Source organism: Pseudomonas putida, assembly GCF_001636055.1.
Lineage (GTDB): Bacteria > Pseudomonadota > Gammaproteobacteria > Pseudomonadales > Pseudomonadaceae > Aquipseudomonas > Aquipseudomonas machongensis.
On the sequence record NZ_CP011789.1, the window covers coordinates 130,007 to 145,728 of the forward strand.

Below are 15,722 nucleotides of genomic sequence, written 5' to 3' on the forward strand. Positions count from 1 at the left end.
CCGATAGAACTGCCAACCGACGCGAAATACCGAGGACATCATGGCTGTAGATATTTTCATCAAGATCGGCGACATCAAGGGCGAGTCCGCAGACAAGACCCACAAGGAAGAAATCGACGTGCTGAACTGGAGCTGGGGCATGTCCCAGTCCGGCAACATGCACATGGGCGGAGGCGGCGGTGCCGGCAAGGTCAACATCCAGGACCTGTCGATCACCAAGTACGTCGACAAGTCCAGCCCCAACCTGATGGCCCACTGCTCCAGCGGCAAGCACATCGACAAGGTCAAGCTGACCGTGCGCAAGGCCGGTGGCGAGAGCCAGGTCGAGTACCTGATCATCAACCTCGAAGAAGTGATCATCAGCTCGCTGAGCACCGGCGGCTCGGGCAGCGATGACCGCCTGACCGAAAACGTCACCCTGAACTTCGCCAAGGTCACCGTGGACTACCAGCCACAGAAAGCCGACGGTACCAAGGATGGCGGCGCCATCAAGTACGGCTGGAACGTGCGTCAGAACGTCAAGATCTGATAGCGCTGGCGACTGTTTCGCGGGCAAGTCGCAGCTGCGGCTTGCCCGCGAAGCAGTCGCCACGACCCCGAACCCTTGAAGGAACCCGACCGTGGTAGCCGACATCGCCGCCCGTGACCGCCTGCAACCCTCGCTGCTGGATCGTCTGACCGACGATGATCCCGGCAACCCGCAGGAAGCCCCGGACAAGCGCGTGCTGTCGCTGCAGCAGCTCAAGGCATCGGTACTGCGCGACCTGGCCTGGCTGCTCAACACCACGTCGCTGCTCGACAGCACCAGCACCTTGAACACTCCCGCAGGCAACTCGGTGGTCAACTACGGCCTGCCCGCCCTGGCCGGCAACTGCGCCTCGAACATCGATCTGCTGGCCCTGGAGCGCATCATCCACCAGGCCATTTCCACCTACGAACCGCGCATCCTGGCCCACACCCTCAAGGTGCGCGCCATGGTCGCCCCCGGCGAGATGAACGCCAACGCCCTGAGCTTCGAGATCGAAGGTGATCTCTGGGCCCAGCCTGCGGCGCTGCCACTACTGTTGCAGACCGACCTGGACCTGGAGTCCGGACAAGTGCACGTAGCCCCCGCCGAACGCAGGAGACGCGCATGAACCCGCGCCTGCTCGATCTGTACAACCAGGAGCTGCGGCACATCCGCGAAAGCGCGGCGGAGTTCTCCCGCGAGTACCCGAAGATCGCTGGGCGCCTGACCTTGTCCGGCATCGACTGTGCCGACCCGTACGTCGAGCGCCTGCTCGAAGGTTTCGCCTATCTCACCGCGCGCGTGCAGCTCAAGCTCGACGCCGAGTACCCGACCTTCACCCACAACCTGCTGGAAATCGCCTACCCGCACTACCTGGCGCCGACGCCCTCGATGACCGTGGTGCAGCTGCAGACCGATCCTGACGAAGGTTCGCTCAGCGCAGGTTTCCCGCTGCCACGCGGCAGCGTATTGCGCGCCAACCTTGGCCGCGACTCGCAGACCCCATGCGAGTTTCGCAGCACCCAGGACGTCACCCTGTGGCCGCTGCAGGTGGCCCGCGCCGAATATTTCGGCAACCCTGGCACCGTGCTCGGCCGCCTCGCCGCCAGCGAACCCAAGGCCCGCGCCGCATTGCGGCTGACACTGCGCAGCGGTGCCGAGATCCCGTTCTCGAGCCTGCCGCTGACGCACCTGCCGCTGTACCTCAACGGTGCCGACGAAACGCCCTACCGTCTCTACGAACAACTGCTGGGCAACGCCTGTGCAGTGTTCGCCCGCCAGCCCGGCGCTGATTGGGTCGAGCGCATCCCGCTGGAGCACGCCCTGCGCCCCTGCGGTTTCGATGACAGCGAAGCGGCGTTGCCGGTGGTGCCGCAGGCGTTCCAGGGCTACCGACTGCTGCAGGAATACTTTGCCCTGCCACAACGTTTTCTGTTCGTCGATTTCGCGGGCCTGGAACGGGCAGTCAAGCGCTGCAACGGCCAGGAGCTGGAGCTGCTGGTGCTGTTCGAGCGTTTCGACTCGGCGCTGGAAAGCAGCGTCGGCGCCGAGCGCCTGGTGCCCTTCTGTACCCCGGCGATCAACCTGTTCCCCCGCCGCGTCGACCGCATCCACCTGACCGACAAGGTCAACGAACACCATGTGATCGCCGACCGCACCCGCCCCACCGACTTCGAGATCCACTCGCTGCAGCGCGTCACCGGTCACGGCACCGGTGCAGACCAGGAGTTCCTGCCCTTCTACGCCGTGCGTGACCCCTCGCGCTATGGCCGCGATCAGGCCTACTACATCGTGCGCCGCGAGCAGCGAGTGCTGTCGAGCGAACAGCGGCGCAACGGCACGCGCTCAAGCTACATGGGCAGCGAAACCTTCATCAGCCTGGTCGATGGCCAACAAGCGCCACACCGCCACGACCTGCGCCAGCTGGGCATCAGCGCGCTGTGCAGCAACCGCGACCTGCCGCTGTTCATGAGCGTGGGCGATGGGCGCAGCGACTTCAGCCTCGCCGACAGCGCGCCCGTGTCTGCCGTGCGCTGCCTGGCCGGCCCCAGCCGACCCAAAGCCAGCCATGCCCATGACAACCGCGCCTGGCGCCTGATCAGCCAACTGTCGCTGAACTACCTGTCGCTGGCCGAGCAAGGCCAGGGTGCCGCCGCCCTGCGCGAGCTACTGCGCCTGTACGGCGACAGCCAGGACAGCGCACTGCACCTGCAGATCGACGGCCTGCGCGAGGTCAGCAGCAAGCCCTGCACCCGGCGCCTGCCGATGCCCGGCCCGATCGTTTTTGGCCGTGGCCTGGAAATTACCCTGGAATTCGACGAGAACGCCTTCCGCGGCACCGGCGTCTTCCTGCTCGGCGCGGTGTTCGAACGCTTCCTGACCCGCTACGTGTCCATCAACAGCTTCACCGAAACCGTGCTGCGCACCAGCGAGCGCGGCGAGATCATGCGATGGAAAGCCAAGCCCGGACGCAGGCCGACCCTGTGAACATACTCGAGGCCATGCAGGCCGAACCCTGGGAGTTCGACTTCTTCCAGGCGCTGCGTCGCCTCGAGGCCGAGCACCCCGAGCTGCCTCGCTTCGGTCACGCCCAGCGCCTGGCCGATGAGCCGGTGCGCCTGGGCCAGCGCCTGGATTGCAGCTTCGCCCCGGCCACCCTGGCCTCGGTAACGCAAGACGGCGAAGGGCCGGCGCGCCTGGAACAGTTCTTCTTCGGCCTCGGCGGCCCCAACGGACCGCTGCCGTTGCACCTGACCGAGTACATGCGCGAACGCCAGCGCAACCACGCCGACCACACCAGCAAGCGCTTCCTCGACATCTTCCATCACCGCCTGCTGAGCCTGTTCTACCGTGCCTGGGCCGAAGCGCGGCCAACCGTCAGCCACGACCGCCCCGGCGATGACTACTGGGCCGCGCGTCTGGCGGCCCTGAGCGGGCGCGGCCAGCCCGAACTGCAGGACCAGGGTCCGCTGCCGCATACCGCCAAGCTGCACTACTCCGGCCACCTCGCCGCACAGACGCGCTATCCGGACGGGCTGGCCAGCATCCTGGCGAGCTATTTCGGCGTGCCAGTGCGCATCGAGGAGTACGTCGGCCAATGGCTGGAACTGCCCGAGCGCAGCCGCCTCGGCGTGCACGCCAACCGCCTGGGCATGGACCTGTGCCTGGGCCGCTACGTCTGGGATCGCCAGCACAAGTTCCGCCTGTGCCTCGGCCCGCTGACGCTGGAGCAATACCACGCGCTGCTGCCGGGCGGGCAGGCGTTCATCGAACTGGCGGCCTGGGTCGCCGAGTACCAGGGCCACGAACTGGACTGGGACCTGAACCTCATTCTCGCGCGCGAGCACGTGCCCGCGCTGGAACTCGATGCCGGCAGGCGCCTGGGTTTCGACACCTGGCTCGGCCGTCCACAACACGATGCCAACGACCTCAAGCTCGCTCGCTACTACGCCGCGCAGCCGGTCAAACCGTCTTGCACAAGGAGTCAGGAACATGGGTGAAATCAGCCGCGCCGCGCTGTTCGGCAAACTCAACAGCGTCGCCTACAAGGCCATCGAAGCCGCCACGGTGTTCTGCAAGCTGCGCGGCAACCCCTACGTGGAGCTGGTGCACTGGTTGCACCAGTTGCTGCAATTGCAGGACAGCGACCTGCACCGTATCGTGCGCCAGTTCAACGTCGAGCCGGCGCGCCTGGCCCGCGACCTGACCGATGCCCTCGACCGCCTGCCGCGGGGCTCGACCTCGATCACCGACCTGTCCTCGCAGGTCGAAGAGGCAGTGGAACGCGGTTGGGTCTACGGCAGCCTGATGTTCGGCGAGAGCCAGGTGCGCACCGGCTACCTGCTGGTCGGCATCCTCAAGACCCCGAGCCTGCGCAATGCCCTGCTGGGTCTGTCGAGCGAGTTCGCCAAGCTCAAGGTCGAGGCCCTGAGTGAACGTTTCGACGAGTACGTCGGCGACTCCCCCGAGAACAATCTGGCCGCCAGCGACGGCTTCACTGCGGCAGCCCCGGGCGAAGCCAGCGGCGCCGTGGCCCCCGCGGCGATGGGCAAGCAGGAAGCACTCAAGCGCTTCACCGTCGACCTGACCGAACAGGCGCGCAGTGGCAAGCTCGACCCGATCGTGGGCCGCGACGAGGAGATCCGCCAACTGGTCGACATCCTCATGCGTCGCCGCCAGAACAACCCGATCCTCACCGGCGAGGCCGGCGTCGGCAAAACCGCTGTCGTCGAGGGCTTCGCCTTGCGCATCGTTGCCGGCGACGTACCGCCTGCGCTCAAGGATGTCGAGTTGCGCAGCCTGGATGTCGGCCTGCTGCAAGCCGGCGCCAGCATGAAGGGTGAGTTCGAGCAGCGTCTGCGCCAGGTCATCGAGGACGTCCAGGCCTCGCCCAAGCCCATCATCCTTTTCATCGACGAAGCCCACACCCTGGTCGGTGCCGGTGGCGCTGCCGGGACCGGCGATGCCGCCAACCTGCTCAAGCCGGCACTGGCCCGTGGCAGCCTGCGCACCGTGGCCGCGACCACCTGGGCCGAGTACAAGAAACACATCGAGAAGGACCCGGCACTGACCCGCCGCTTCCAGGTGGTGCAGGTCGATGAGCCGAGCGAGCCAAAGGCGCTGCTGATGATGCGCGGCGTGGCCTCGACCATGGAGAAGCACCATCAGGTGCAGATCCTCGACGAAGCGCTGGAAGCCGCGGTCAAGCTGTCGCACCGCTACATCCCTGCACGCCAACTACCGGACAAGTCGGTGAGCTTGCTCGATACCGCCTGCGCACGCGTGGCCATCAGCCTGCATGCAGTGCCGGCAGAGGTCGATGACAGCCGCCGGCGTATCGAGGCGCTGGAAGTCGAGCTGCAGATCATCGCCCGCGAAGCCGCCATTGGCGTCGCCACCGAGCAACGCCAGACACAGGCCGACACGCTGTTGACCGAAGAGCGTCAGCGCCTGCTCGAGCTGGAAGGCCGCTGGGCCGAAGAAAAGACCCTGGTCGACGAACTGCTGGCCACCCGCGCCCAGTTGCGTGAGCAGGTCGGGGTGGTCGATCAGGAGGTCGATGCCCAAGGCAGCCATGAGCTGCGCGAGCGACTCGTCGACTTGCAGCAGCGCCTGAGCGCCCTGCAAGGCGAAAGCCCGCTGATCCTCCCGACCGTCGACTACCAGGCCGTGGCCTCTGTGGTTGCCGACTGGACCGGCATTCCGGTGGGGCGCATGGCACGCAACGAGATCGAGACGGTGCTCAACCTCGACAGTCACTTGGGCAAGCGCATCATCGGCCAGGACCACGCCCTGAAGATGATCGCCAAGCGTATCCAGACCTCCCGCGCCGGCCTCGACAACCCCAACAAACCCATTGGCGTGTTCATGCTTGCCGGCACCTCGGGTGTGGGCAAGACCGAGACCGCCCTGGCGCTGGCCGAGGCCATGTATGGCGGCGAGCAGAACCTGATCACCATCAACATGAGCGAGTTCCAAGAAGCGCACACCGTCTCCACCCTCAAGGGCGCACCGCCCGGCTATGTCGGCTACGGCGAAGGTGGCGTGCTGACCGAGGCCGTGCGCCGTCGCCCCTACAGCGTGGTGCTGCTCGACGAGGTGGAAAAGGCCCACCCTGACGTACACGAGATCTTCTTTCAGGTGTTCGACAAGGGCGTGATGGAAGATGGCGAGGGGCGCCAGATCGATTTTCGCAACACCCTGATCCTGCTCACCACCAATGCCGGCACCGAGCTGATCGCCGACATCTGCAAGGACCCGCAGACCTTGCCCGAACCGGATGCGGTCGCCACCTTGCTGCGCAAGCCGCTGCTGGAAATCTTCCCGCCCGCGCTGCTCGGTCGCCTGGTGACCATCCCCTACTACCCGCTCAGCGACGCCATGCTGAAGGCCATCACCCGCCTGCAACTGGAGCGCATCCGCAAGCGCGTGGAGGCTACGCACAAGGTCGGCTTCGCCTACGACGACGCGGTGGTGGACCTGATCGTCTCGCGCTGCACCGAGACCGAGAGCGGCGGGCGGATGATCGATGCGATCCTGACCAACGGCCTGCTGCCGGACATGAGCCGCGAGTTCCTCACCCGTCTGCTCGAAGGCAAGCCGCTGGCCAGCGTCAGCATCGGCGCGCGCGATAACGAACTGCACTATGACTTCAGCGCGGCCTGAGTCTCGCGCATACAGGAACATCCATGCTGTTCACGCAACTGACGCGCCTGGCGCAGATCAACAGCCCCCTGGGGCCGAACGTGCTGATCCTCAGCGAGATGGGCGGCAGCGAGGAGCTCGGCCGCCTGTTCGACTATGAGCTGCAGCTGACCAGCGACGATCCGGCCATCGACCTCAACCAGCTGCTGGGCAAACCCATGAGCCTGTCGCTGCAATTGAGCGGCATGGCTTCGCGTCACTTCCACGGCATCGTCGCGCGCTGCAGCCAGTCGGTCGATCGCGGACAGTTCGCCAGCTACCGCGTCACCCTGCGGCCTTGGCTGTGGCTGCTGACGCGCACCAGCGATTGCCGGATCTTCCAGCACCTGAGTGCACCGCAGATCATCAAGCAGGTATTCCGCGACCTGGGCTTTTCGGACTTCGAGGATGCCCTGAGCCGCAGCTATCGCGAGCGCGAGTACTGCGTGCAATACCGCGAGACCAGCTTCGACTTCGTCAGCCGGCTGATGGAAGAAGAAGGCATCTACTACTTCTTCCGCCATGAGGAGGCGCGTCACGTCCTGGTGCTGGCCGACGCCTATGGCGCACACCAGAAGGCGCCGGGCTACGAGTCGGTGCCGTTCTATCCGCCCGACGGCCAGCACCGAGAGCGCGACCACATCAACGACTGGCACCTGGCGCAAGAGGTGCAGTCCGGCTCGATGGAGCTCAACGACTACGACTTCCAGCGGCCCAGCGCGCGCATCGATGTGCGCTCGGCCATGCCACGCCCGCACCAGGCCGGCGACTACCCGCTGTACGACTACCCAGGCGCCTATGAGCAGACCCAGGATGGCGAGCACTATGCGCGCACCCGTCTCGAGTCGCTGCAGAGCCTGCATGAACGCGTGGAGCTGCGCGGCAATGCCCGTGGTCTTGGCAGTGGTCACCTGTTCAGCCTCAGCGGCTTCTCCCGCCAGGATCAGAACCGCGAGTACCTGATCGTCGCCGCCCGCTACTACGTAGTACAGGAGCGCCTGGAAACCGGCGGCGGCAGCGGCTCGGCGCAGTTCGAGAGCAACCTGAGCTGCATCGACGCCCAGCAGAGCTACCGGCCGGTATCGAGCACCCTGCGCCCGCTGGTCAAGGGCCCGCAGACTGCCGTGGTGGTTGGCCCGGCCGGCGAGGAGATCTGGACCGACCAGTACGGTCGGGTGAAGGTGCACTTCCACTGGGACCGCCACGACCAGTCCAACGAGAACAGCTCGTGCTGGATCCGCGTATCCCAGGCCTGGGCCGGGAAGAACTGGGGCTCGATGCAGATCCCGCGGATCGGCCAGGAAGTGATCGTCAGCTTCCTCGAAGGCGACCCCGACCGGCCGATCATCACTGGCCGGGTGTACAACGCCGAGCAGGCCGTGCCCTACGATCTGCCCGGCAACGCCACCCAGAGCGGCATGAAGAGCCGCTCGAGCAAAGGCGGCAGCCCGGCCAACTTCAACGAGATCCGTATGGAAGACAAGCGCGGGCAGGAGCAGTTGTATGTGCATGCCGAGCGCAACATGGACACGGTGGTGGAGCAGAATGAGACGTTGTCGGTGGGCGCCAGTCGAGTGCAGACCGTCGGCATGCTGGAAACCATCACCATCGGCCAAGACCGCATCCGGGCGGTGCGCCGTGACGACATGCTGATGGTCGGGGCGAGCAAGACCGACAGCGTCAGCACCAGCTACCTGATCGAAGTCGGCGAGAACCTGCGCCTGGTCTGCGGCAAGAGCGTGATCGAGCTCAACGCCAGCGGCCAGATCAACATCAGTTGCGAGCAGTTCAGCTTTCACGCCAGCAAGGATGGGGAAATCAACACGGACGGCACCCTCGACCTGAACGTCGGAAGCGGCGCACAGACTGCGCCGGACAAACAAGGGGTGAAGAAGACCATCGATGACGCGGTGAAAGCGCTTTTCCCGAATACAGGCAAGTAACGAGAACGACCATGAGCTACCGCCTCAACGAATTCCGTCTGGTCCTGCCCGACGCCGACGTACGCGATACCAGCATCAATATCCTGCGCTTCGAAGCCCTGGGCACTTCGCTGATCGTCAGCCGCAGCCTACTCGCCGAAGGCGAGACCCTGCAGAGCAACTTCGATGGCCAGTTGCAGCGCCTGCAACAACAGGTCAAGGACCTGCAATTTCAGCCGGCCCAGGCGCTTCGGGTAGGCACAGCGCAGGACATCGACGCTATCGAGTTGAGCAGTCAGTTCAGCAAGGGCCAGGAGAAGGTCTACCAGTATCAGCTCGCCCTGGTATTGCCCGGCACACGCAAGATGTTCGCGCTGAGCTACGTCAAGCCCACGCCGCTGGGGGCAGCGGAAGCGGCGCACTGGGCACGTCTGAAGCAGTCACTCGAATTCGACAACCTCGGTTGACCTGACCTATGTCCGACGCACTCTGGGCCGCACGCGAAGGCGACGCGCTGATGCATACCTCGATGATGGCCGATATCGTCGGAGGTGTGCTGGAGGTTGCCGCGAACATCGCCATCGGCGCCCTGGCCACGGCAGCGGTGGCAGCAGCGCTGGGCCTGACGGTGGCCACCGGCGGCCTGGGCTGCTTCGTGCTTGGCGCGGTGGTGGGGCTGGTGGTGGGCGTGGTGATGGCCAAGACCGGAGCGGACACCGGGCTCAGTCGATTATGCGAGGGCATCGGCAATGCCCTGTTCCCGCCAAGCGTACAAGCCAACATCCTCACCGGCTCCTCCGACACCAAGACCAACGGCAAGCGTGCAGCACGCGCTGCCGGAATTGTCACCGGCCCTGCGCAAGCCTTGGCAGCGGGTGGCGAAGGCGCGCCGGGCGCGGAGAAGGAAGAAAGCTTCCTCGACATGGCCAAGGGCTTCTTCTCCCAGATGTGGCGACCGACCGTCGCCAGCCCTGCCGCCAACACAGAGCAGGCCGAAGACGACAAGATCCTCTGCAGCAAACATCCGCCAATGCCCCCGCAATACCTGGCGGAGGGCTCGAGCAAGGTGCTGATCAACGGTCATCCCGCCTGTCGCAGCGGTGATCGCAGCACCTGCGAGGCGGTCATTGTCGATGCCGGGGAAATTTCCGAAAACGTGCGCATCGGTGGCGAGCCGATCGTCGTGCGTGAGATCCGTAGCGGCAAGACCCCGGGCATCGGCCTGGCCATCACCGCCCTGCTGATGCTGCGCGGGCGCGGTGGCAAGTTCTACAGCCGCTTCGGCTGCATGCTGGTAGGGGGTGTGACCACGCTGATCACCAGCGAAGTGACCGGTGCCCTGACCTCGGCAATTGCCGGCTCGCCGAATCCGGTCCACGCACCGACCGGCGCCAAGGTACTCGCTGACGACCTGGATTTGGACTTCAGCCTGCAGAGCCTGCTGCCGCTGGACTGGCAGCGCTCCTACAACAGCCGCGACGAGCGCCGCGACGGCCTGTTCGGCGCCAGCTGGAGCGTACCTTACGAAGTCTTCGTGACCGTCCAGGCCGATCGCCTGCTGTACAACGATGAACAGATGCGGGTCATCGACATGGGCCAGATCCCGCCAGGGGATGCCGTGTTCAGCGCTGCCGAGGGCCTGAGCGTACGTCATGCCCTCAATGGCGAGCTGCTGATCGAGGACATCGAGACAGGCCTCTACCGCCTGTTCGAGCCTGCACCGACGAACCCTTCACACCTGCGCCTGAGCAAACTGGGCGACCGCAACGACAACCGCATTCATCTCGACTACGACGATCAAGGGCGCCTTTCAGGTCTGCGCGACACCTTTGATCGCGTCTGCATCCAGCTCATTGCTCACGAGCGCTGGCCGCGACGCCTGGGTCGGATCGAACAAGTATTCGAAGACGGCAACCGCCAGACGCTCGTCAGCTACGGCTACGACCATCGCGGCGACCTGAACGAGGTGCGCGACGCGCTGGGCCAACTGCAGCGCCGATTCGCCTATGACGACGGCCAGCGGCTTATCGAACACCAGACTCCCGCAGGCCTGCGCTGCTTCTACGAGTGGATGCACAGCGAGGATGGCTGGCGGGTGTCACTGCACACCACCAGCGAGGGCGAGCGATACCAGTTTCGCTACGACATTGCCCAGGGTGTGACCGAGGTCACCGACAATCTTGGGCGTACCAGCATCCGTCACTGGAACCGCCAGTACCAGGTCGAACGTTATCTCGATGCGCTGGGCAACTGCTGGCAGTTCCAGTGGAACGACGAGCGCCAGTTGCTGGGTGCGACCGATCCGCTTGGCGGCCAGTGGCAGTATTTCTATGATGAGTCCGGCAACCTGGCCCAGACCATCGATCCACTGGGGCGAAGTGAATCGACCTTGTGGCTGGAACACTGGAGCCTGCCACGAGAGGAATGTGACAGCGCAGGGAATCGCTGGCGCTACCGTTATGACCAGCGTGGCAATTGCATCAGCGAAACCGATCCCTTGCACCAGGTGACCCGTTACCAGTACGACGAACGCGGGCAGGTCATCGTCATCACCGATGCCGCGGGGCGCCAGCGCCACCAGCGCTGGAACACCCGCGGCCTGCTGGTCGAGGATATCGATTGCTCCGGTTATCGCACCCGCTACGAGTACGATCGCCACGACTTTCCCTGCCGGATCACCGATGCCGATGGCGAAAGCACTACTTACACCTATGACGTGCTGGGGCGGATGATCGAGCAGGTCGAGCCCGATGGTCGGACCCACCGCTACAGCTACACCGTTGCCGGCCTGCTGTCGGCCTATGTCGACCCGCTGGGGCACCAGACCCTCTACCACTACGATCGGCACGGCCAGTTGACCGAGCAGCGCGATCCGCTGGGCCGCAGTGTACGCCTGGGTTACGACCTGTTCGCCCGCCTGGTGACGCTGACCAACGAGAACGGCGAACACTACCGGTTCGAATGGGATGCTGCTGATCGCCTGCAGCGCCAGCACAACCTGGACCTGAGCAGCAAAGGCTATCGCTATGACGCGCTCGGCGAGCTGCTGGAAATCGACTGGCACCCCATACCTGGCAGCCCAGAGCCGGTGCTGCGGCACACCTATGTGCGTGATGCCGGCGGTCGGCTGCTGTCATTCACCACCGACGATGGCTGTACCGAGTATTGCTACGACGGCGTGGATCAGTTGCTATCGGTCACCTTCACCGACACTCAGGGGCAGTCGACCAGTGTCGCTTTCGAATACGACGGCCTTGGCCGACGCCTGGCCGAAATCACCGACGCCGGCAAGCTGCTGCATCGCTACGATGAACTGGGCAACCTTATCCAGACACAACTGCCCGACGGCCGTACGGTGAACCGCCTGTATTACGGCAGCGGTCACCTGCATCAGGTGAACATTGATGGCACTGTGGTCTGCGACTTCGAGCGCGATCGCCTGCATCGAGAAGTCAGCCGGACTCAGGGGCGCATGAGTTTGACCCGCGAGTACGATCGCTGCGGCCGCCTGCGCACCCAATTACGCCGCAACGCGCAGCAGCCGGCTCACGGTCCGGCGCCCTGGCAGCAGCGTTTCGTGTTCGATGATCTGGACAATCTGGTCCAGCGCTACATCCAGCAACCCGGCAAGCAGCACCAGGTGCTGTTGCCGCACGATGCCAGCGGCCGGGTGATGGCCTGCCAGAGTGCCCTGGCCGGGCAGAACGAAAGCTTCCACTACGATCCCGCGGCCAACCTCACCGAGACGCCTGGCGTTGCAGTTCGCCACAACCAGTTGCAGCGCTATCGCGACAACCGCTATCGCTACGATGGCTTCGCTCGCCTCCTCGAGCGGCGCAGCAGCCAGTATGGATTGCAGACCTTCACCTACGATGCGCAAGAACGCCTGGTTCAGGTAGCGACCGTCCTTCACGGCAGGGAACGCAAGGTCAGCATGCACTACGACCCGCTGGGGCGACGCATTGGCAAGGACGAGCACGATGAACGCGGCAACCTGCTTGGCAGCACCCGGTTTCTCTGGGACGGCCTGCAACTGCTGGGCGAAACCCGCAACGGTCACAGCACCCTGTACCTGTATGGCGATGAGTACGAGCCCATGGCGCGGGTCGACGGGCTGGGTGAACACCAGCAGATCCGCTACTACCAGACCGACCTCAACGGCCAGCCTGTCGAGTTGAACGATACCGACGGCCAAACCTTGTGGGAATGCGAGTATCGAACTTGGGGGGCCACCTTGAACGAGCGCAATACCGCTCCGTTCAGCGAACAGCAGAACCTGCGCTTCCAGGGCCAATACCTGGACCGCGAAACCGGGCTTCACTACAACCTGTTCCGCTATTACGACCCGCAGGTCGGGCGATTCACCCAGCCTGACCCCATCGGCCTGGAAGGCGGCATCAACCTGTACCAGTACTCGCCGAACCCATTCACCTGGATCGACCCTCACGGGCTGGACTGGAACTACATCCTGACCGACCGTAACGGCAAGGCTTACTATCACGGCCGGGCTTCCGACAAGGCTTCGCTGGAAGATGTGATGCGTCGCCATGGCAAGACCAAAGGCACCGACGGCTATCGTTTCAGGTATGGCGACCGTATCAACCAGGTCACGCCCCATGGCACGCCCAAGGACGTGGCACGCGGTATCGAGAACGCCGGCATCCGCGAACGCAAGCAGGTGCTAGGACGCAAGAATCCCAGGGTCCGCGGCAACAAGATCCACGGTATTTCCGATGCCAAGGCCAAGACGGTGCGCGGCAGACGCAGGATCAAGGCTGCCAAGACCTATCTGCGCAATTCGGGCGTCAGCAAGGTCAGTTCACTGCCGGTCCTGGCCAGCAAGGCGGCACCGAGAAAGGTCAACACGAGGACATGTGGCAAATGACGACAAGCAAGCAACTGGCGGCGATTCGCGAGGCGCTGGAAGATTACGAAGAAGGCGAAGCGATCGACCCGGTGCTGAAGAAGGCCGGGCTGGCACCTGCAAGCCAGAAAATGTCCCACGACCAGGTGGTGCAGTGGCTGCTGCAGGAGCGTGACAACGCTGACAAGGCAAATATCGTCGCCCAGTTCCTGCACGGTGTGGAAACGAACCAGGCACACTTGCGCGCCGGCCTTTCCTCACTCGCCAGCGCAACTCACTTCATGCAGCACCCGTTCAGCGTCGACAAGCAGCTCAACTGCCAGGTGTGCGGGGCCTTCGAGCATCTGGACATCGATTTCGTCCTGCTGAACCAGACACGCTACCTGTGCGGCAGCGTGCTGAGTGGCGATATCGCCGAGATGGCGTTCTTTCTGCAGCAGGCCAACGCCATCGACAGCCCCCGCCCTGAGGCACTGCCGCTCACGACCCGCATCTTCGAGATGATCCGGGCGATGCCAGACAGCGCCAGGCCCAAGGATATGCTCAAGCAACTGCGCAAGCTCAAGGGCGTGAAGATGAGCGAAGAGGAAGCGCGCAGCTTTATCGATCTGCTGGGGCATTGCGCCATCCTGCAGACGCCCGAACACCCTGGGCTTTTACAGCGTTTCACCAATCAGGGTCTGGCGCCGAGCAGCTCGCGCTCGTCGGACTGGAGCTATCCGGTGGATTTCTGGACCGGAGCAAACGGCGTGGACGCCGACGCGATGAAATATTGGTTCGGCGACTATCCGCAACTTTTGGCGCAATAGCCTTGAAACGAAACAGCCCCGGCAAATGCCGGGGCTGTTTCGTTACGCCAGATCAGTATCAGAAGATGCTGATCGGGTATTCGACGAATACGCGAACTTCGTTGCCGTCGTCGTTGTAGCCGTTTTGGCGCACAGCGTTGTTGGTACGCAAGAACGAACTACGCAGCTTGATCGAGAGGTCCTTCGCCGGGCCGTCCTGCACCACGTAGCGAACCTGGTTGAAGATCTCGCGCTCCTTACCCTCGCCGAAACCTTCCGGGTTCTTGAGGTTGCGGGTGTTGATGTTGTCACCCACCACGTAAGCCAGCTTGTAGGTCAGACCAGGGATGCCGAAGGCACCGAAATCCAGGCCGTAGCCCAACTGCCAGGAGCGCTCGTCTTCGGCGTTGAAGTCGGACCAGTACGAGTTGGCCAGGTAGATGGTCGAACCACCGTCGCCGACACCGCCTTCGTTCTGGTACCAGCCATAGTTGTAGCCGGTGCTGCCGGTGCTGCGCTGGTGGGCCAGCGTGAAGGAGTGCGGGCCATAGGCGTAGGTAGCCGCCAGGCTCCAGATGGTGTTGCGGTCGCCATTCAAGCCAGCTTCACGCACATACTTGTTGTCGATGTCCGACTTGTAGCCGTTGAAGTCCAGGGTCAGGGACTGGTCGGCCGCGATCGGGAAGACGTAGTTCAGGCCCAGGTAGTGCTTCTTCATGACATCTTCGTTGTCCGCGGTGTACAGCGACGCGGTGAAGTTGTCGGTGAACTTGTAGCTGCCGCCGAGCACGTTGATCGACTTCAGGCCACCGCCATCACGGCGCTCGGCACTCTTGCGGGCTTCCTGGGTGAAGCGGCCTGCATTCAGCTCCAGGCCTTTGATCTCCTTGGAGGTGATCATGGTGCCAGTGAAGCTCTCTGGCAGCAGACGAGCGTCGTCGTACTGCAGGACCGGCAGAGCCGGCATCTGGTCACCGTACTTGAGCACAGTGTTGGAGATGCGGAACTTCACCGCTGCACCACCACGAGCCAGGTTGTGAGGGGCGTTGGTTTTCTCACCGTCGAAGGTGGGGTCGGAGCGTTTGAAGAAGTCGACACCGCCACCCTGATTACGACCCTTGCCACCATCCAGACGCACGGCGTACAGACCGAAGGCGTCGACACCGACACCCACGGTGCCTTGAGTGAAGCCGGACGAGAAGTTGGCGATCACACCCTGGCCCCACTGGGACTGGTCGTTGGTGTGGTGCTTCTTGTCACGGTTGATGAAGGCGTTGCGCAGGAGGACGTTGGCGTGGCTGTCCTCGATGAAGCCCTTGCTTTCGGCCTGGTCGTTGGCCTGGGCCTGAGTGGCGGCGATGAGTGCCAGCGCTACCAGGCTGATCCTTGTATTCAACATGTTGTTTTCCTTATTACCGAATCAGAACGCTCTGCTACCTAAAACGCCAGGAACCAAC

The 15,722-nt window shown here is 63.9% G+C and carries 10 protein-coding genes; 9 read left to right on the forward strand and 1 reads right to left on the reverse strand.

The genetic code is table 11. The features are described from left to right. Positions 1 to 40 precede the first annotated feature (40 nt). The 9 genes from AB688_RS00610 (at position 41) to AB688_RS00650 (ending at position 14,286) form a co-directional block, all read left to right on the forward strand. Entirely contained in the window at positions 41 to 529 is a 489-nt protein-coding gene (locus tag AB688_RS00610) for an Hcp family type VI secretion system effector (RefSeq protein ID WP_054891227.1), read from the forward strand. A 91-nt stretch (positions 530 to 620) separates the two neighbouring features. Then, the gene (tssE, locus tag AB688_RS00615; protein ID WP_063541559.1) at positions 621 to 1,136 is read left to right on the forward strand and encodes a type VI secretion system baseplate subunit TssE; all 516 of its coding nucleotides are present in this window, start codon (positions 621 to 623) and stop codon (positions 1,134 to 1,136) included. Beyond that, positions 1,133 to 2,995 (forward strand): type VI secretion system baseplate subunit TssF, encoded by a 1,863-nt coding sequence (tssF, locus tag AB688_RS00620; protein ID WP_054891225.1) that lies wholly within the window; start codon positions 1,133 to 1,135, stop codon positions 2,993 to 2,995. Before tssE ends, tssF begins: the two co-directional genes overlap by 4 nt. Further along, positions 2,959 to 4,008 carry a type VI secretion system baseplate subunit TssG gene (gene tssG / locus AB688_RS00625; protein ID WP_054891224.1) on the forward strand — a complete coding sequence of 350 codons (1,050 nt, stop codon included), beginning with the start codon at positions 2,959 to 2,961 and terminating at the stop codon, positions 4,006 to 4,008. Before tssF ends, tssG begins: the two co-directional genes overlap by 37 nt. Next, complete coding sequence (gene tssH, locus AB688_RS00630) at positions 4,001 to 6,673, forward strand: type VI secretion system ATPase TssH (RefSeq protein ID WP_063541561.1); 2,673 nt, start codon at positions 4,001 to 4,003, stop codon at positions 6,671 to 6,673. Before tssG ends, tssH begins: the two co-directional genes overlap by 8 nt. 23 nt (positions 6,674 to 6,696) lie before the next feature. Beyond that, a complete protein-coding gene (locus AB688_RS00635) occupies positions 6,697 to 8,634 on the forward strand; it encodes a type VI secretion system Vgr family protein (protein WP_063541563.1) in 1,938 nt (645 codons plus the stop codon). Between the two features lie 11 nt (positions 8,635 to 8,645). Continuing rightward, entirely contained in the window at positions 8,646 to 9,080 is a 435-nt protein-coding gene (locus tag AB688_RS00640; protein ID WP_063541565.1) for a DcrB-related protein, read from the forward strand. An 8-nt stretch (positions 9,081 to 9,088) separates the two neighbouring features. Next, positions 9,089 to 13,498: an RHS repeat-associated core domain-containing protein gene (locus tag AB688_RS00645; RefSeq protein ID WP_063541567.1), complete on the forward strand. Its 4,410-nt coding sequence runs from the start codon at positions 9,089 to 9,091 to the stop codon at positions 13,496 to 13,498. Then, positions 13,495 to 14,286, forward strand: a complete 792-nt coding sequence (locus AB688_RS00650; RefSeq protein WP_063541569.1) for a hypothetical protein — start codon at positions 13,495 to 13,497, stop codon at positions 14,284 to 14,286. The genes AB688_RS00645 and AB688_RS00650 overlap by 4 nt, the downstream gene beginning before the upstream one ends. 58 nt (positions 14,287 to 14,344) lie before the next feature. Here AB688_RS00650 and AB688_RS00655 read toward each other — a convergent pair whose 3' ends face one another. Further along, positions 14,345 to 15,664 (reverse strand): OprD family porin, encoded by a 1,320-nt coding sequence (locus AB688_RS00655; RefSeq protein ID WP_063541571.1) that lies wholly within the window; start codon positions 15,662 to 15,664, stop codon positions 14,345 to 14,347. Between the last annotated feature and the right edge of the window lie 58 nt (positions 15,665 to 15,722).